Genomic DNA, 18,753 nt, shown 5'->3' with positions numbered 1-18,753 from the left:
CGTAAATGAGTAAAATTATAAATTTTAAAATTGACGGCAAAGATGTTACAGCAGTAAAAGGGGAGACAATTCTTCAGGCTGCGAGAAAAAATGATATCTATATTCCTACTATGTGTTATATTTCAAAAACGACACCCTGTGCATCATGCCGTATCTGTTCTGTCGAGGTAGAAGGTGTAGATGGGCTTGTTCTCTCCTGTAACACACCTCCGACAGAGGGTATTGAAGTCAGAACAAACTCTGCCGAGCTTGAGCTTGAACGTACAAATATCATGAAACTCTATGATGTAAATCATCCATTGGAGTGTGGTGTTTGTGACAAATCCGGAGAATGTGATCTGCAAAATATGACTTTGGAGTTTGGCGTAGCACAACAGGAATTTTCTGCAAAAGACCAACTCAGAAAAGTGGAACACTGGGGACTGATTAATTATGACCCAGCATTATGTATTATGTGCGAAAAATGTGTACATGTATGTAATGAAGTTATAGGCGATGATGCTATTGAAGTAAAATTCGGCGGATACTCTTCTGTGATTATCCCAAAAAATGCGGATACACTGGATTGTACTTTTTGTGGTGAATGTATTGCAGTCTGTCCGGTCGGTGCTTTGGTAAGCAGTGATTTCCAGTACTCTGCAAATGCATGGGAACTCTCCCGTATTCCTTCAACATGTGCCCACTGTTCTGCCGGTTGTGCTTTGGAATATGAAACACGCCACGTCGGTATCAACGGTGAAGATTCTATTTACAGAGTGAAAAACAATTATGAATTCAATTCATTATGTGGAGCAGGGCGTTTCGGATTTGATTTTGAAAATCGCGCCTCTAAAGACGAAGAAGCATTTAAAAAGGCAGTTGAAGCCATTCAAAATGCAAATGCTATACGCTTTTCTTCAATTATTACAAATGAAGAGGCACATATTTTACAGCTTTTAAAAGAGAAACTTGGGATAAAACTTTTTAATGAGGACGCAAGACTGTATGCTGAATTTATGAAATCTTATTCTTCAGTAAGCGGTAAACTGCATCACAGTGCTTCGATGGATGCCGTCAAACAGGCCGACGCGATTATTATTATCGGCACACGTTTGGCGACGGATAATCCGATGGTACGCTATGCTGTGCGAACAGCATCCCAGCATAATGGTGCAAAAATAGTATATGCGCATCCGCTTGAAGATGCGCTTATGAAAAATACCGCTACACAGTTTATGAAATATGAAGTGGGTACAGAAGAGGGTGTCATGGCACTTTTGGCAAATGAGCTTCTTCAAAACAGTGATGTGGACGAACAAACCAGATCATTTTTAGATGATTTGGATTTGGGCTACCTTGAAGCTGAAAGCAATGTGGGCGATGATGAACTTAAATTAATGACGAAGTCATTCAAGCGGGCACAAAAGCATGTACTTATCATCGGAAGTGATGTATTTGCACATAAGCGTGCAAAAAATATTGCGAAACTTGCAGCTTTGATTGAAAAATATACTGAATTTTCATTACTGATTATTCCTGCAGAAGTAAATACTGCAGGGGTTGCCCTTACATGTAAACTCGACACTGATGAAAATATAGGCAACATTGTTGCTTATAATGCAGAAGGTGACTTTATAATGTCATCTTTAAAAGATTCAGATTTAGCGATGCCGGCACTTAATCAAGTGGAAGGAACAGTTGTCAATGTTGACAATCAGGTACTTCCGTTGAATGTGGCACTTCCTTTTGAAGGATATACTTTGAATGATATAGCAAATGCTCTTGGTCTGAAAAAAGAAAATACTATTGACTATACAAAAGAGCTCGACACATCAAAAGGTTTTAAAGCAATTGCTTTTGATGATTTGGAGAATTTTTTAACACCTTACGGTGAAGACAAAAGGGGCTATATTTTAGATGAAGTTGTCTGTGAAGCAGATTCAGAAATAGCACCGATTGAAGAGTTGCCTGAGTTTAACGGAAGTGTAATTTATAATTGTAACCCTGTTTTGCAGTTTAATGCGTTTACAAATAAAACACATCAGTTGGAAAAAGACACAACATTAAGAGGCTCGGCTCAGTTTGCGGCAGCTGCAAAGATTGCAGATGGTGATGTAGTTGAAATAAGCTTTGCATCAAGAACAATACAAAGAGTTTTTAAACAAGATGAAGAACTAAAAGGAACTATAGCACTCAATCCTACCTTCGATTTAGGTCAGGATTTTAGCAGATATAGATTTGAAAAATCCAAAATAGCGAGAGTAATATAATGAGTGAAATTACCATAAACATTGACGGAAAAGATGTTCAGACAAAAGAGGGTGAGTATTTGTTAAATGCTGCCCGTGCAAATGACATATTTATTCCTGCAATATGTTATTTAACAAGATGCAGCCCGACTCTAGCCTGTCGTATATGTCTTGTTGAAGCAAATGGAAAACAGGTATATGCCTGTAATGCAAAAGCAAAAGAGGGAATGCAGGTAGTAACATCGACTGAGTCTATAGAAAAAGAGCGCAGAATCATCATGGAAGTATACGATGTGAACCATCCGCTTCAGTGTGGTGTATGTGACCAGTCAGGTGAGTGTGAACTGCAAAATTATACACTTGAGATGGGTGTTGATTCACAACATTATTCCATTAAAGATGTAGACAGAAGTTCTCATGACTGGGGACATTTACACTATGATCCGGGCCTTTGTATCGTGTGTGAACGTTGTGTTACTGCCTGTAAGGATATGATAGGTGACAATTCACTTAAAACAATTCCGCGCGGTTCTGATCCTATCAATGCAGATTATAAAGAGAGTATGCCAAAAGACGCATATGCAATGTGGAACAAACTCAACAAGTCTGTCATTGGTTTGACAAACGGAACTGATGTTCTTGACTGTACCTCATGCGGCGAATGTGCAGCAGTCTGTCCGGTCGGAGCACTTGTTGATACCCAGTTTATGTATAAGTCCAATGCATGGGAGTTAAAACAGGTTCCTGCAACCTGTGGACACTGTTCTGCGGGATGTCAGATAACTTATGATCTGAAACATACAAGTATTGACAATCCTGAAGATAAAATATACCGTGTTATGAACGAATGGAACTATGTTTCACTTTGTGGTGCAGGCCGTTACGGATTTGATTATCAAAATGCCGGTGTTACAAAAGACGAGACTGCATTTGCAAATGCAGTAGAGGCCTTTAAAAAGGCAGATACAATAGCTTTTACATCTACAATTACCAATGAAGAAGCCTACCTGCTTCAAAAAATGAAAGAAAAATTCGGATACAGACTTGTCAATCCGGAAGCAAAAGCATTTCAGGATTTTTTAAACAATTATGCACAAATCAGTGGACATAAACTCTATAAAGGCGATCTGGAAAAAGTGCATAGTACAAACTTTATAGTCTCTGTCGGTTCGGCACTCAAAACTGACAATCCAAATGCACGCTATGCATTAAATAATTCGTTGACAGTAAAAAAAGGCGCAGGAATTTATTTTCATCCTGTAAAAGATCCGATTATCGAGGGTATAGGGAAGTCTATCATGACAGTTGCCCATGCTCCTCTTCAAGAAGAAGCAGCATTATATCTTCTGCTTGATCTTTTTGCAGACAAATCAAAACTGCCTTCTGATATTGTGGACTACCTTGCTTCTTTTCATTCACAAAAAACCGTTACAGTTGAAGAAGTTGTGAAAGAAAAAGTTGTGGAACTTGTCAAAGAGACAAAAGTCAATGAAGAAACAGGGGAAGAAGAAGAAATTGAAGTAGAAAAAACCAAAATGGTTTCTACAAAGATTGCAAAAGAAATAGAGATTGATGATAACAGACTCTTGGAAATACTTGGTCTTGATGATAGTTTTATGCAAACACTTGAAAAGAACCTGAAGAAAAAAGAGACTTTTGCGCTTATGGTTGGACCAGATTTATATATGCATCCAAATGCAAAAAACCTGGCTCGTCTGGTTGCTTTGCTGGAAAAATACTCAGCTTTTGAAGTTACCATGATTCCAACACTTACAAACTCATTGGGTGTAGCGCTGATCTGTGACCTTGATGATGAGAAAGGCTCTTATACGGTTGCGTACAATACTGATGGCGATTTTGTACTCTCCGGGCTTGGCGACGGTGATTTGGATATGCCGGCGATCAATCAGCAGGAAGGAACATTGACATCTGTAAACAAACGTGTCAACCCTACAAATGCGGCTATCGGATATGAGGGATATGAATTAAACGATATTGCAAAAGCGCTTGATTTTGAAGCAGAAAATATTATAGATTACACTGTAGAACTTCCTGTTGCGAGAGGATTTAAAGCAGAAGAATTCGATAACCTGCCAAATCATTATGAAAATGACGGTACAGAAGTAAGAGGTTATGTGTTAGAAAATGTAGCAGTAGAGGCCAGTGAAGATGAAAGTGTAGAAAAATTCAGTGAAGATAAGTTAGAAGGGTGTATAATCTATTTAGCAAATCCTGTAAGACAGTTTACGGAATTTACCTACAAGACAACAAATCTTGACGAAGTAAGCGGTATTTACATGAGTGAAGAGTATTTATCCAAAACTGATTACAATGAGGGTGATACAGTCACAGTGAAAACTAAAAAAGGTGAACTGACTGCAAAAGTTGTGTGTGACAATAAAATTGCAGGTGATATAGTGGTTTTACCTACATTTGATAAAAAATTAAACTCAGAAGCACTCTTTGACGGCTACCGTTTTAGTACAGCTTCAATCCAAAAGGGGTAATATATGGATACAGCATATTTAATTGAAACGATCATAAAAGTCGTTGTAATTCTACTTATATTTTCTGCATTGGCAGGTATCGGTACATATTTTGAGCGGAAGATACTTGCATTTATGCAACGTCGTTTAGGGCCGATGTATGTCGGACCATACGGGTTGTTGCAGGTGGCAGCAGACGGTATAAAACTTTTTACAAAAGAAGATATTATTCCTACAAACGTAGTGGGTCCGGTATTTAAAATTGCACCTGTAATTACTGCGGCAACTGCATTTATGGCAGCAGCAGCGATTCCGTTTTTTCCACAATTCACAGTGTTCGGTTATACAGTACATCCTATTGTAGCTGATTTGAATATCGGTATTTTGTATATTCTGGGTGTAATGGCAGTCGGACTTTACGGACCTTTGCTTGGCGGTATGGCTTCGGCAAATAAATTTTCCCTGCTTTCAGCAGCGCGTACGGCAGCTGTTTTCATCTCTTATGAAGTTGTCAGCGGTTTAGCTATTCTGGCGCCGATTATGATGGTGGGTTCTTTGTCTCTGATTGATTTTAACAATTATCAGGCAGGCGGTATCAGTGACTGGATTATATGGTCTCAGCCTGTAGCCTTTGTTTTATTTTGGATCGCGGCTTTTGCTGAAACCGGACGTACGCCGTTTCACCTGATAGCAAATGACCATGAAATTATTGACGGTTTTGGAACAGAGTACTCTGGAATGAGATGGGGTCTTTTCTTCATTGGCGAGTATGCAAATATGTTCTTTATCTCCTTTGTGATTCCTCTTATCTTTTTAGGCGGATACGGTGACGGAAGTATGCTTGGCGCATTGGGGCTGATAGGAAAAGTGGCATTTTTCTTTTTCTTCTTTTTGTGGACAAGAGCTGCCTGGCCGGATGTAAGACCGGATCAGTTGATGTGGTTGTGTTGGAAAGTACTAATGCCATTGGCCGTGATTAATGTTGTAATCACCGGCTTTGTGATGATGTTTTAAGGGGATAATGAATGAAAATGGAACAATTTAATGATAGAAATGTAGCTGACAACGGTTACTTTTTAGTTGATATTGAAGATTATCCTACTGATGGTTGGGGTAAATTTAAACGTGTCGTAAAAAGAACTTTCAGAGCCGAACTTTTTGTAGGTTTATGGGTAGTGCTTCGTGAAATGATCAAGTTTGATATTCATACGGTACAGTATCCGCAGGAGAAACTGCCTATAGGTCCTCGTTATCGTGCCGTGCATGAAATGAAAAGACTTTGGGAAAGTGATACTGAACGTTGTATCGGATGTGGACTTTGTGAAAAAATCTGTATATCTGACTGTATTCGTATGGATACAAAGATAGATGAGAATTCACGAAAAGAAGTAACCGAATATACAATTAATTTAGGGCGTTGTATTTTTTGCGGTTACTGTGCGGAAGTTTGTCCTGAACTTGCTATTACTCATGGCGGAGAGTATGAACAGGCATCAGAACAGCGTGAGCATTTTGTTGACTATGCGTATATGTTGACGCCACTTGACAAAATGAAAGCCGGAACTCAAATGGAGTTTGAAGGTTTTGGTGCGATTACACCACATGAAGATGAGCGTGTTAAAAAAACACCTCTAGCATATTAAGGAGTTTGGATTATGTTTGAAGCGGTAGCATTTTACTTGTTTGCATTTCTGACGATAACGATGTTTTTCATCACAGTAACAACATCACAGGCGTTATATGCATTAAGTGCATTGGCAGCGGGAATGATTTTCATATCAGCATTTTTCTTTATTCTGGGTGCTGATTTTTTAGGTGCAGTGCAAATAATTGTTTACACTGGTGCAGTAATGGCTTTATATGCTTTTGGTATGATGTTTTTTGACACGACAAGAGAAGTTAAAGAGAAACAGGGAAACAAATACATTATCGTCGGACTCTCAACACTGGCAGCAGTTCTGGTAGTTGTTATTTTTGCAGCGCCGATGGTATCTGAAAATATTGTTGCTCTTTATCCGGCAATTGAAGGAGTAGGCAATACTCAAGAAGTAGGACTGATTTTATTTACAAAATATCTAGTACCGTTTGAAGTGGCTGCAATTATGCTGCTTGTTGCAATGGTAGCAGGTATCGTCCTTGCAGGGAAGAAAATGGATCTTTCAATTACACTGATGAATGATGCTGAAATTGAAGAACAAAATAACACAAAGGTACTTTCATGATGGAAATAGGTTTAAATCATTATCTTGTTTTATCTACTATTTTATTTGCTATTGGTTTAGTAGGTGTTATGCGTAGAAAAAACCTTCTTTTACTGTTTTTTGCAACCGAAATACTCTTAAATGCAGTTAATGTTGCTTTTGCAGCAATTTCGCATTATTATGGCGATTTGACTGGTCAGATGTTTGCATTTTTCGTAATTGCTATTGCAGCTTCAGAAGTTGCAGTCGGTCTTGGACTTCTGATAGTATGGTATAAACGCCACAGTTCAATTGACTTAGATGCGTTAACAGCGATGAAAGGATAAAGAATGGAAAAATATTTATACATAGCACTCTTTGCTCCGCTTGTAAGTTCTTTGTTTTCAGCGTTGTTTACAGCGACACCAAAGAAACTGTTTACGGGTATTGTTGCCAGTCTTATGATATTGACATCATTTGCAGCAAGTACAGTCCTGTTGATTTATATACTCAAAGGCGGAGAGCCTGTACATGTAGAGATGATGACATGGATGGCAACCGGAGATCTTTACATTCCTTTTGGTTTTGTTGTTGATCAGATTTCGGTAACTATGATGATGGTTGTTACCTTGGTTTCGACTATCGTACATATTTACTCTATCGGTTATATGGATCACGACAAAGGTTTTAACCGTTTCTTCGCATGGCTGTCAGCATTTGTGTTTTCAATGATGGTTCTTGTCATGAGTGACAACTTCGCAGGACTTTTTATAGGCTGGGAAGGTGTTGGTCTGTGTTCATGGGGTCTTATCGGTTTTTGGTATCATAAACAAATTGCCACATGGGCAGCCAATGAAGCGTTTATCATGAACCGTATCGCCGACCTTGGTATGCTTATCGGTATCTTTTTAGTCTATTGGAATACAGGTACACTGCAGTATGATGAAGCATTTGCCGTTATGCCATTGCTGGATACTGCCACATTGACATGGATAGGTATATTTTTATTTATCGGTGCAATGGGTAAATCAGCACAGTTTCCTCTGCATACATGGCTTGCAGATGCGATGGAAGGGCCTACTCCTGTATCGGCTCTTATTCATGCGGCAACAATGGTTACAGCGGGTGTTTATCTTGTAGTGCGTTCGAATGAGCTTTACAGTTTGATTCCTCATGTCGGATTGTTTATTGCTTCACTTGGTGCATTTGTGGCATTGTTTGCAGCTTCTATGGCCCTTGTGAATCGTGACATGAAAAGAATCATTGCCTACTCTACACTTTCTCAGTTAGGGTATATGTTTGCCGCAGCAGGTCTTGGTGCTTACTGGGTTGCACTTTTTCACTTAATGGCACATGCGTTCTTTAAAGCACTGTTGTTCCTTGGTGCGGGAAATGTAATGCATGCGATGCATGATGAACTTGATCCGTTTAAGATGGGTGGACTGAAAAAAGTAATGAAGTGGACATGGATTATGATGACAATTGCCTCATTGGCTTTGGCGGGAATCTTTCCTTTTGCAGGATTCTTTTCCAAAGATACGATTCTTGAAGCGGCATTTGCTGAGCATCACTTTGTGATTTACGGTGTACTGCTCTTTACGGCAGGTCTGACAGCATTTTATTCATTTAGACTTGTGGCACTGATCTTTCACGGTGAAGAACGTTACAAGATATTTGGTATTCATCCGCATGAAGCCTATAGATTTATGCTGATTGCAATGAGTCCGTTGCTTATTCTTGCTATGATAGCCGGAATTTTTCAAGAACCGTTCTTTGGCATGATCGAAGAAATTTTACGTGCGCATGAGTATCATATCCATTCCCATACAACACTATGGATTATGTTGGTCGGTACGCAGCTTTTTGTAGCACTTGCTATTTTGTATGCATATAAAAAATATGCTTCATGGAGCAGTGTTCCGGATGGCACAAGTCCGATAGAAAATTCATTTATCTATAAACTGCTGTTTAATCAGTACTATATTCCGTATTTTTACGAAGAGTACCTTGTAAAACCGTACAGAGAGGCTTCTGAACTTTTCTGGACAAAAGTAGATATGAAAATTGTGGATGCTACTGTTGACGGGATTGCAGGTATTGTGTATGGTACCGGTAAGAAAACTAGGAAAATGCAAAGTGGTAACTTATCTACTATGCTTAAATGGATGGTAGCAGGTTTAGTTGGTCTGCTCTCACTCGCTGTGGTGTTTGGGCTTGCAGCAAGATATTCTGATGAGATTGTACTATTCTTATCAGCTCTAGGAGTTTAGTATATGTTAGATCATATTTTATCGTTATTAATTTTCTTTCCGGCACTCGCAGCCGTATTTGGTTTTATGATACAAAAAGAGAGTATGCGTGCATACGGTATCTCTGTCGCTGCTATAGAGTTTGCACTTTCACTGTGGCTGTGGTATGTATTTGATGGCAATGTGTCCGGAATGCAGTTTATGGAGAGTCTGCCGCTTGTTCCTTCTTTTGGAATCAATTATATACTTGGAGTGGATGGTATATCTTTGTTTATTGTTATTCTTGCAGCTTTTTTTACTATGATAGGAATAGCCAGTTTAACAGATACGCCTAATGTAAAATATATGATTATTACATTGTTGTTTTTACAAATGACAATGGTCGGTGTTTTTGTGGCACTTGATGCAATAGTCTTTTACATTTTTTGGGAACTTTCGCTTGTACCTATGCTTTATATCATCGGTGCATGGGGCGGACCGTTGCGAATATATGCCTCTGTTAAATTTTTCCTGTATACTTTTACAGGTTCGCTTGTGATGCTTGTCGGTATGCTTTTTATGGCATATTTTTACTATCAGGCAACAGGTGTCTGGAGTTTCGCTATTTTAGACTGGTACAGACTGATTTTACCAGAGTCTTTCCAGCTTTGGCTTTTTGCAGCATTTTTTATCGGTTTTGCTATTAAAGTACCGATGTTTCCGTTTCACACATGGTTACCGTATGCGCACGGACAGGCACCGACTATCGGTTCTGTTATCCTTGCAGCAATTCTGTTAAAGATGGGAACATACGCGTTCATTCGTTTCTCTTTACCAATGTTTCCGGATGCTTCGGCATTTTTTATGGTTCCAATCGCAATCATCGCAATTATTATGATTGTGTATACTGCTATGGTTGCCTATGCGCAAAAAGACATCAAGCAGGTTGTTGCATATTCATCGATCTCGCATATGGGTGTTATTATTCTGGGAACATTCGCACTGAATGTGGAAGGTATCTCGGGTTCAATCTTTTTGATGATAGCACATGGTGTTGTTTCGGGAGCTCTGTTCCTGCTCGTAGGTGTTATTTATGACAGACGCCATACGAAGATGATGAGTGAATTTGGCGGCTTGGCACAGGTGATGCCAAGATATGCAACAATATTTGGTCTGATGTTAATGGCTTCTGTCGGAATGCCTCTTACAATCAACTTTGTAGGTGAGTTCTTGTCGCTTCTCGGATTTTACCAACAGTCTCACATTTTGACACTTTTAGCCGGAACAGCGATTATTGTCGGTGCCATCTATATGTTGGCAGCATACAAAAAAATGTTTTTTGGTGAGGTAACAAAAGAAGAGAATAAAAATCTTAAAGATGTCAATAAAAGAGAATGGGTTGCCCTCCTGCCACTTGGAGTAATTACCATATGGCTGGGTATATATCCCAAACCTGTGTTGGAACCGATTAACAACAGTGTGAAATCAATTGTACAGTTAATGCACAATAAAGCTACAACAGAATTAGGTAAAGAAAGAATTCCAAATTTAGTGAAACCTAAAGTTGTAATTATAGAAAAAACTATTATAGAGGAGGTTCACTAATGTTAGCGCCGATAAATATTTCAATGGAGTCGTTAAATGTAATGACTCTGGCGCCTATGCTGATACCGGTAGTAGGTGCATTGTTAATCTTAGTGATTGATGTTATCAAGGGTGGGCTTCACAAATCACTCTACGTCGTACTGAGCCTGCTCTTTTTGGCAATGGACTTTTTCTCTTTGCTTGATGCCTCAGAGATTTTTACCCAAAACGGTACAGTACTTGGTATGTTTGATGTAATGCTGATAGACGGTCTGGCTTTGTTGGCTCAGTTTATTATCGTTATAGCATCAATGCTCTTTATTCCGTTGGCTTTGACAAACAAACGCTTTCATGAGTTTTCCTATCCTGAGTTTTTTGCACTCTTTTTGTTTATGATTGCAGGTTTCCAGTTTATGGTTGCTACAGATAATCTGATCTTGATATTTGTCGGTTTGGAAACAGCATCTTTGGCATTGTACACGCTCATAGCTATGCATAACCGTGACAAATCTTTTGAAGCTGCTGTGAAATACTTTACAATGGGTGCCTTGGCCGCAGGTTTCTTCAGTTTCGGTGCCATGGTCTTTTATGCATTGACGGGTTCGGTAGAAATTAATAAAATTGCCTTGGTTCTTGCTGCAAACGGGTATGCTGACATTGGATATGTCCTTGTAGGTGTTTCGTTTTTGCTGGCAGCCTTTGCTTTTAAATTATCACTTATTCCATTTCATACATGGGCTCCGGATGTGTATGAGGGATCTTCTGCACCAATGGCCGGTTATATGTCAATCGTACCAAAAATAGCTGCTTTTGTCGTGGCTATGAGATTCTTTGAATTTTTAGTCCACAGTGGCATTATATGGCTTGATATTGTTTTATATGCCTTTGTCATTATTACGATGACAGTGGCAAATATGTGGGCACTGGTGCAAACAGATGTAAAACGTATGCTGGCATACAGTTCAATTTCGCATGCAGGTTTTGTGATGGCTGCTATTTTAATAGGAACGACACAGGCAAACAGCGCACTCTTTTTATACTGGGTTCTGTTTACATTCACAAACCTCGGGTCGTTCTCAATGCTATGGATCTCCCGTCAAAAAAGCTTACCGGAACATCAAATGTCAGACCACTCGTATGACAAATTTGCGGGGATGATTAAAACCGCACCGGTACCGGCAATGATTATGGGACTGTTTATGCTGAGCTTGGCAGGAATCCCTCCGTTTGCACTGTTTTGGGGTAAAATCTATCTGATCAGCTCTGCGGTAACAAGCGGTTATACAATCCTTGCACTTATTATGGCACTAAACTCAGCAATAGCAGGGTATTACTATTTAAAACTTATTGTATATATGTTTATGAAAGAACCGGTTGTCGGTGCGAGCGGACAGATATATGTTGCCAATGCGACATTGGCGCTCAAAACTATTATCGGTATAGCAGCAGTAGGAACTATATTTGCTTTTGTTGCTATAAACCCGCTTCTAGAGTTTATTACAGCTTTTGTATATAACAGTGGATATTAATAGTCTAAAATCTTAAACAAGGGGGAGAAAATTTGCTAAAATGGATACTCCTGGCCTTTGTTCTTACAAATTCTTTTGCACTTGAAATTTCCATAGAGAGTGCAAAGGACAACTTCATAAAATACTCTACACTTGATATTCGAAACACTGAACGCTTTACATGTAAAGAAATTAAAAACGATCTTGATACAGTTTTGGAAATTCGATGTATTTTTTTAAAAAGACCAGTGCGAAAACTTAAGCATATTCAAAATGATTTTTTTAAAGTAAATACAGTTTTTAAAGATGAAAAATTTATTGTTACAATCAAGCCTTTTTACAAAATAAAATTGATTCCGGAAATATTTGATCTCACAAAAGACAATGAAGTTTTTAATGCAAATGTAACATATTCAGACCATTGGAGTGTTCTAGGGTACAAAAAAACATTTCCTTTGTTTAAGCAGGAGGAAGCCTCTTCACTTGCATTGGATTTTCCTTTTTACCTTGACAAAGACAAACTGCCGTATGTAGGAAGTCTGGACCTGCAGGGAAACCCGGTATATATCAAAAATGTAGAAGATGTGAAAGAGTACTTGAAAATAAAAAAGTATTATAAACACAAAGAGTATGAAATGTGTCTTGAAAGTATAAATGACATATTGAATGATTATCCAAATACGCTTTTTAAAGCAGAGCTGCTCTATTATAAAATTAAAGTGTATGCAAAAATAAAAGACTGGGATAATGTAGTAAGTGCAGCAAAAGAGTTTTTAAGAGAATACTCTTCTGATGAGAATGTTGCAGAGGTCCTTTCCCTGGTAGCAAAAGCATATGCCAAACTCGGTGAAAATTCAAATGCTGACTACTTTTATGACCGATTGTTTACAGAACATCCAAAAAGTAAATTTACACAACTGGGATATATATACAAGGGAGAGATGCTTGAAGAGTCAGGTGGTACAAAACAAGCGCTAAAGTATTATAAAAAAGCATTGTATGAGACGAAAGATTTAGAGGTGGCAGCAAATGCCGCATACCATTTAACCTCTTTGTATCTTTCTTACAAGCCAAAAGAGGCTTCGCAGTATGCGATGAAAATTATTCAGGCAGATCCTGGCTTTTTTATGGAAGATTTTAAAGCATCACAAAAGATGATGGAGGAATTTGCAAATCAGGGGTATTATAAAGTTGCTGCAGCTATAGCCGATACTTTGCTGCAGGAGATCGATGCCACATATGATGAATATGAAGAGTTGCTTAAAAACAAAGCTTTATGGCTTGCTCAAACAAAAGAGAAAAAGAAGGCTCTGGCTGCTCTCAATGAATATTTGAAAAAGTTTCCTGACGGAGACTATGTGGATGCTGTTCAGGTTGCCAAAGACGCACTCTTTTTTGAAGTTTCTGATTTAAATACAACAGCAAAACTGGCAGAATTTGACAAGCTTATTCAAGAGTATCAAAACGATACTATAGGCAAACGCGCACTGTATGAAAAAGCAAAATTACTTTTAAAAGAGGGAAAATACAAAGAGGTGCTCTCTTTAAAAAAATCCCTGGAATCTCTGGATGGGACAGAGTATAAAGATATCCAAAAAATTATACAGGATGCTGCTATCGGAGAGATGAAACAGTCTCTGCGTAAGAAAAACTGTAAACAGGTTTTAATCATATCAAATGAATATAACATTACGCTTTCGGATAAATGGGATGACGGTATATATGAATGTGCAATGAAAGGCGGAGATTTTCAGCTTTCAAAAAGTATAGCACGTAAAAATTTAAAATCCAAAGATTTGGATAAGCGAAAAAAATGGCTCTTTCGCTACATAAAAGTTGATTTTGCTACGGGAAATTACAGTGATGTACTGGATGCAGCCAAAGATTTAATTACTTTGATAGAAGATGACAAAAATTCAAAATACAAAGAGGTTTACAGATATCTGTTTGATACATATGAACGATTAGAGCAAAAAGAGAAGATGATTGATGCAATGGCAAAAATCGAAGAAATCTTTGGCCTCGACTATAAAGATATAGAACGTTATGTTGCAATGGTAACACTCGGAAACGAACGACATGATGACAATTTGATAATAAAATATGCAAAAAAAGTAATGCAGATACAGAACAAATCAAATTCCTATGCGCAGAGTCCTTATGTGGAATTTGCACTGTACCAGGCATATATGGATAAAAAAGAGTACAACAAGGCTTTGGAAGTTATAAAATCATTGGATAAACTGGGATTAAGGCCTACATTACGTGCACGGCAAAAATATCTTTTAGGCAGTGTACTTGATAAACTATGGAGAGATGATGCAGCGAAAAAAGCATATAAGGAAGCAATAGCCGCTGACCCAAAATCTTCCTGGGCCAAACTGGCAAAAAGTGCATTGGAACTTTAAATTAAAGTTCCAAACAATCACTGATGCTGTAGAGACCGGCTTCTTTGTCTGCAAGCCATTTTCCGGCACGAAGGGCACCTTTAGAAAAAGTATTTCTTGAAGTTGCTGTATGGTTGAGTTCTATAAATTCTCCGTCATTGTAAAAGCCGACGGTATGGCGTCCTACGATGTCACCGCCACGCAGAGCCATAACTGCTATTTCATCTTTGCTTCTTTCGCCGATGTTCCCGTCTCTGCCGCTGATGCGTACTTTGTCAAGATCCAATCCTCTTGCGGCTGCTGCTGACTGGCTGAGTGTCAATGCCGTACCGCTTGGCGCATCTTTTTTGTGTCTGTGATGCATTTCTACAATTTCTATATCAAATCCCTCAAGGGCTGCTGAAGCCTGATAAACAAGTTTGTTCAGAAGTGCTACACCCAGGGACATATTTGTGGCATAAAGCACTGGCATGCGCTCACTTGCCTCTTTTAAAAGATTGAGTTGATGTGTATTGAGTCCTGTTGTTCCGATGACTAACGGTTTGGGAGTTTTCATTGCTTCTTCCAGAAGTATCTCACAGGCATCCGGTAGTGAGAAATCTATAATAATATCAGCCGCATGCAAAAATGCCTGCATATCAGAAGTAACCAGAACTGAAGGATCTATGGAAAAATCAAGTGAATTTCTGACAAATACTGTACTCAAACTCATTGCATCTGTTGTTTTTAAATCTTCTATTAAAAGTCTGCCAACTCTACCGCTCGCACCGAATATGCCTACTTTTATCATAATATATCCTCATTTTTTTTCTTATAATAGCAAAATATTACTCAAATACTACTTTCTTTTTCATATACTCATTGTAATACTTTTGCGCTTTGAGTATATTGAGCAGGAGCAGCAGGGACGAAAAGAAAAAGAGTATAGCAGCGGGTATTAAAAAAATACGCGAATAAGCCGTAAAAAGAAAAAGAAAAAAGGAAAGATAGTACAAATTGATCTGATACTGCATCTTTTTTTTTGGTATTACATTGCCCATTTCCGCATCAAAAACCATATTTGAACTTAAATGAAACCAGGTCAAAAAAGGGATGATTTTATAAAGCATTGCATTGATTAGGGCATATACAGCGCCAAAGAGAGTAAAAAAACCAATAGCAAAAGAAAGGTTTACATGTAAAATATTTGCACCTGTAAAAAGGAGAGACGCAAGAACAGCATTGCCCATGGCAAAATACCAAAGCTGGATGCTGGCATCTTTTCTTGCCCGTTTTCTTTTTCGTAAAATTTGTATACTCAACAGAGCAAAAATGATGACTGGTACGCAAAGCAGTATCTGTGTTAAAGTGAGAAGCAGCATTTTTTCTTGAAGTTGTGCATATGCAAATAAAAGTAAAAATACAAGTTGTGCAGGATAGAGTCTTTTTTGTAAAAATATCGGAAACTCTTTTGCAACAAAAAACATAGGAATAATTTTATATGATACGGAGACTATAAGTAAAAAGACCCAGCCAAAAAGCATAAAAGCAATATGAGTGTTTCCATAACGCAATGTGTCAACAAATCCAAAATGTCCAAGCAGTGCCAAAGCTCCAAACAGAGCTGCTGCAAAAAGAGCTATAAAAGAAGCTGCAAAATTTTGTACCAGCGTGTTTTTTTCCTGGCTGAGCAAAACTGTTTTAAAAGAGAGTATTGCAAAATAGAAAAATGTTCCGCTCAGCACTGCTCCTGCAAGATAGAGCAAGAGTGGCGTATTTGTGAGAAATCCAACAACAAAACTCAGAATTCCTGCATTTAAAGCAATGTGAACGATTGTTGCATTTTTTATGACATTTGTATAGGGTGTTGCCAGCATAACAGGCAACATTTGAAAGAGTGAGCCGAACATGACATGTGTGATAAAACCCAGAGTCAGCAGATGTGTCAAAGCAATAACTTCATAATCAAACCGTGAACCTATAGAAAATCCGTAGATTACAATGGCTACTGAAAGAAGTATAAGATAAAAGGCACCACTGAGATAAAATTTTATTGGAATTGCATAAGGGGGTGCCTGTTCAAGACTCAGACCTTGAAACATTATTTATAGATCCTCATTTCAAACTCATTTTCATTTTCTTTCATAATTTCATATTGCAAACCAAGGGACAAAATGTTTTGAAAAAGCATTTGAGGGTTCATCCGATGGCGAAATATCAGCACTTCATCATCCTGTAAAATATTAAGAGCATTGATGGCTTCTACCAGAGGGTAGGGCGCTTCAAGCTCACTGACATCCAGAATAATCTCTTTTTTAGTTTTCATAGTTTTGTAGTTTTTGAACGATTTCTTCTGCATTTTCTGCCAGGGCACTGTTCATCATGGTATAGAGCATCTGCTCCTCTTTGAGATTGTGCTGTTGCAGGAGAATATTCATGGATTCTCCAAGAGAAAAAGCTCTTTCTTTGTCTTTGGCATTATAGGCTTCATCCATTTTTTCAAAGAGTGACTTTGCCTGTGCATGCTCCATTCGCATAACATTTGTCGGTCCCATACTTCCCATCCCTGATTTTTCTTCAAGCATAGGAAAAAGATACTCCTCTTCCATTGTGAAATGCAGGAGAGTTTCATTTTTAAAGGCTGAATATTTGGAAAGAGCTTCGTCAAACTCTCCGCTTTCAAGAAAATCTTCTGCCTGAGTCAAAAGATGATCACACTCTCTGTGTTTACTTGTCATAAAATCTTTTATAGTCATATCGGTACTCCTAATTTAGTAATTCATCAACATATGAAATGGCAGAAAGCGCAGCAACAGCGCCGTCTCCGGCTGCTGAAACAACCTGTTTCGGTGCTTCTATCCGTATGTCACCCGCAGCGAACAGTCCAGGAACAGAAGTTTTCATGCTTAAGGTTACAATAACCTGTCCCTGCTCATTCACATCACACAGATAAGTTCCGTCTTCTTGGATAAGTGTCTGATTATTGACATTGTTCCCCACAAACACAAAAACACCGGGAACCTGTATATCTTTTATATTTCCATCTTTGTCTTTGACTTTCAATCCGTTTACTCCGCTTGCATCGCCATAAACTTCATCAGGAACAGAGTTGAGTACAAGTTCTATTTTTTCATTTTCTTTGACTCTTTTTACTGTATTTGGTGCTGCACGAAAGCTGTCGCGTCTGTGAACAAGATAGACTTTTGTGCATATTTTTGCAAGGTATAAGGCTTCTTCAAGAGCAGTGTCTCCGCCTCCTATCACTGCCACTTCTTTTCCTTTGTAAAAAAATCCGTCACAGGTTGCACAGGTACTGACCCCTTTGCCAAAAAATTCGTCTTCTCCCCTGAAACCTGCACGGCGGGGAGAGGAACCGGTACAAACAATAACACTGTGTGCCTCAATGCTTGTTCCGTCTGATTTGAGTACATGAAAGAGATCGCCATCTTTTGTTATACGGTTTACTTCTGCCATATCATGTTTGAGTCCAAATCTTTGACACTGCTCGGGCCATGGCATCATCAGATCCATTCCGGTTATCTCACCTGTTACGCCCGGATAGTTTTCTATTTCGGAACTCTGTGTAATCTGCCCGCCAGGCATACCTTTTTCAAACATTGTAACATTTTCAAGTCCGCCGCGTGTAGTGTATAGTCCTGCAGTAAGACCCGCCGGTCCCCCACCTATAATTGCACAGTCTAAAGTCATGATTTTATCTCCTCTAATTGGTCTAAATTGTCAAGCTTACGTATCATACTATTTTGCTTATAAAGGGAATCTTTTATTCTCTTTATGAAAAAAATAGATGGTGAGTTGTAGATATTGAAGCGCTGTATGAATTTTAAAGATGTGTTGGTCCCACTTCTTAAAAAAGTAGTTGTTTTTGTGTTTTCCCGGACCCTGTTATAGTAGTCAATGGCAAGTATCGGCAGGTTTAAATCTAAATTTGCAAGTCTGTTCATTGTGTGTTTATCTCTTGAAGAATAAAAAATGACGATATACTCTTCACTTACTGGCGTGAAAACATCATTTTTTTCATAATAAACGAACTCTTTAAAATTAATAAACTTATACTCTGAAAATTTGTAGTTGAAATAGGCAAAAGCGCCTGCTATCATTGCAGCACCAAAGAAAGATGCTAGAAGAGTGGAAAGAGAAAAGAGGCTTTTGCCT

The 18,753-nt window shown here is 38.5% G+C and carries 16 protein-coding genes; 10 read left to right on the top strand and 6 right to left on the bottom strand.

Going from position 1 to position 18,753, the window contains the following annotated elements; translation table 11 throughout:
- The first annotated feature begins 5 nt into the window (after positions 1-5).
- Genes MLC52_RS10390 through MLC52_RS10345 form a run of 10 tightly spaced genes read left to right on the top strand, consistent with a single transcriptional unit; the run spans position 6 to position 14,622 of the window.
- Positions 6-2,249: an NADH-quinone oxidoreductase subunit G gene (locus MLC52_RS10390; RefSeq protein ID WP_434580332.1), complete on the top strand. Its 2,244-nt coding sequence runs from the start codon at positions 6-8 to the stop codon at positions 2,247-2,249.
- Positions 2,249-4,735 (top strand): NADH-quinone oxidoreductase subunit G, encoded by a 2,487-nt coding sequence (locus tag MLC52_RS10385; RefSeq protein ID WP_434580331.1) that lies wholly within the window; start codon positions 2,249-2,251, stop codon positions 4,733-4,735. The genes MLC52_RS10390 and MLC52_RS10385 overlap by 1 nt, the downstream gene beginning before the upstream one ends.
- A 3-nt stretch (positions 4,736-4,738) precedes the next feature.
- Complete coding sequence (gene nuoH, locus MLC52_RS10380) at positions 4,739-5,728, top strand: NADH-quinone oxidoreductase subunit NuoH (protein ID WP_151899559.1); 990 nt, start codon at positions 4,739-4,741, stop codon at positions 5,726-5,728.
- 11 nt (positions 5,729-5,739) lie between these two features.
- Positions 5,740-6,357, top strand: a complete 618-nt coding sequence (gene nuoI, locus MLC52_RS10375) for an NADH-quinone oxidoreductase subunit NuoI (protein ID WP_346389614.1) — start codon at positions 5,740-5,742, stop codon at positions 6,355-6,357.
- Between the two features lie 12 nt (positions 6,358-6,369).
- Positions 6,370-6,936 (top strand): NADH-quinone oxidoreductase subunit J, encoded by a 567-nt coding sequence (locus tag MLC52_RS10370; protein WP_151899561.1) that lies wholly within the window; start codon positions 6,370-6,372, stop codon positions 6,934-6,936.
- Entirely contained in the window at positions 6,933-7,241 is a 309-nt protein-coding gene (gene nuoK, locus MLC52_RS10365) for an NADH-quinone oxidoreductase subunit NuoK (protein WP_151899562.1), read from the top strand. The genes MLC52_RS10370 and nuoK overlap by 4 nt, the downstream gene beginning before the upstream one ends.
- A gap of 3 nt (positions 7,242-7,244) precedes the next feature.
- Positions 7,245-9,164 carry an NADH-quinone oxidoreductase subunit L gene (nuoL, locus tag MLC52_RS10360; protein WP_151899563.1) on the top strand — a complete coding sequence of 640 codons (1,920 nt, stop codon included), beginning with the start codon at positions 7,245-7,247 and terminating at the stop codon, positions 9,162-9,164.
- 3 nt (positions 9,165-9,167) lie between these two features.
- Positions 9,168-10,727 (top strand): NADH-quinone oxidoreductase subunit M, encoded by a 1,560-nt coding sequence (locus tag MLC52_RS10355; RefSeq protein WP_151899564.1) that lies wholly within the window; start codon positions 9,168-9,170, stop codon positions 10,725-10,727.
- Positions 10,727-12,235: an NADH-quinone oxidoreductase subunit NuoN gene (gene nuoN, locus MLC52_RS10350; RefSeq protein ID WP_434580327.1), complete on the top strand. Its 1,509-nt coding sequence runs from the start codon at positions 10,727-10,729 to the stop codon at positions 12,233-12,235. The genes MLC52_RS10355 and nuoN overlap by 1 nt, the downstream gene beginning before the upstream one ends.
- A gap of 32 nt (positions 12,236-12,267) precedes the next feature.
- Complete coding sequence (locus MLC52_RS10345; protein WP_434580325.1) at positions 12,268-14,622, top strand: tetratricopeptide repeat protein; 2,355 nt, start codon at positions 12,268-12,270, stop codon at positions 14,620-14,622.
- Between the two features lies 1 nt (position 14,623).
- Here MLC52_RS10345 and dapB read toward each other — a convergent pair whose 3' ends face one another.
- Genes dapB through MLC52_RS10315 form a run of 6 tightly spaced genes read right to left on the bottom strand, consistent with a single transcriptional unit; the run spans position 14,624 to position 18,698 of the window.
- Positions 14,624-15,391 carry a 4-hydroxy-tetrahydrodipicolinate reductase gene (gene dapB / locus MLC52_RS10340; RefSeq protein WP_434580323.1) on the bottom strand — a complete coding sequence of 256 codons (768 nt, stop codon included), beginning with the start codon at positions 15,389-15,391 and terminating at the stop codon, positions 14,624-14,626.
- A 37-nt stretch (positions 15,392-15,428) separates the two neighbouring features.
- Positions 15,429-16,682 carry a hypothetical protein gene (locus tag MLC52_RS10335; protein WP_434580321.1) on the bottom strand — a complete coding sequence of 418 codons (1,254 nt, stop codon included), beginning with the start codon at positions 16,680-16,682 and terminating at the stop codon, positions 15,429-15,431.
- Positions 16,682-16,906: a hypothetical protein gene (locus MLC52_RS10330; RefSeq protein WP_434580319.1), complete on the bottom strand. Its 225-nt coding sequence runs from the start codon at positions 16,904-16,906 to the stop codon at positions 16,682-16,684. The genes MLC52_RS10335 and MLC52_RS10330 overlap by 1 nt, the downstream gene beginning before the upstream one ends.
- Positions 16,896-17,336, bottom strand: coding sequence for a hemerythrin domain-containing protein (locus MLC52_RS10325; protein ID WP_346389608.1), 441 nt, complete (start codon positions 17,334-17,336; stop codon positions 16,896-16,898). The genes MLC52_RS10330 and MLC52_RS10325 overlap by 11 nt, the downstream gene beginning before the upstream one ends.
- Positions 17,337-17,346: 10 nt before the next feature.
- Complete coding sequence (gene trxB / locus MLC52_RS10320) at positions 17,347-18,288, bottom strand: thioredoxin-disulfide reductase (RefSeq protein ID WP_151899571.1); 942 nt, start codon at positions 18,286-18,288, stop codon at positions 17,347-17,349.
- The gene (locus tag MLC52_RS10315) at positions 18,285-18,698 is read right to left on the bottom strand and encodes a hypothetical protein (RefSeq protein WP_230973293.1); all 414 of its coding nucleotides are present in this window, start codon (positions 18,696-18,698) and stop codon (positions 18,285-18,287) included. The genes trxB and MLC52_RS10315 overlap by 4 nt, the downstream gene beginning before the upstream one ends.
- Positions 18,699-18,753 lie beyond the last annotated feature (55 nt).

The organism is Sulfurimonas sp. NW15 (assembly GCF_051132285.1).
Taxonomy (GTDB): Bacteria; Campylobacterota; Campylobacteria; order Campylobacterales; family Sulfurimonadaceae; genus Sulfurimonas; species Sulfurimonas hydrogeniphila.
The sequence above is the reverse complement of the archived record's forward strand: the minus strand, read 5'-3'. Positions and strand labels throughout refer to the sequence as shown.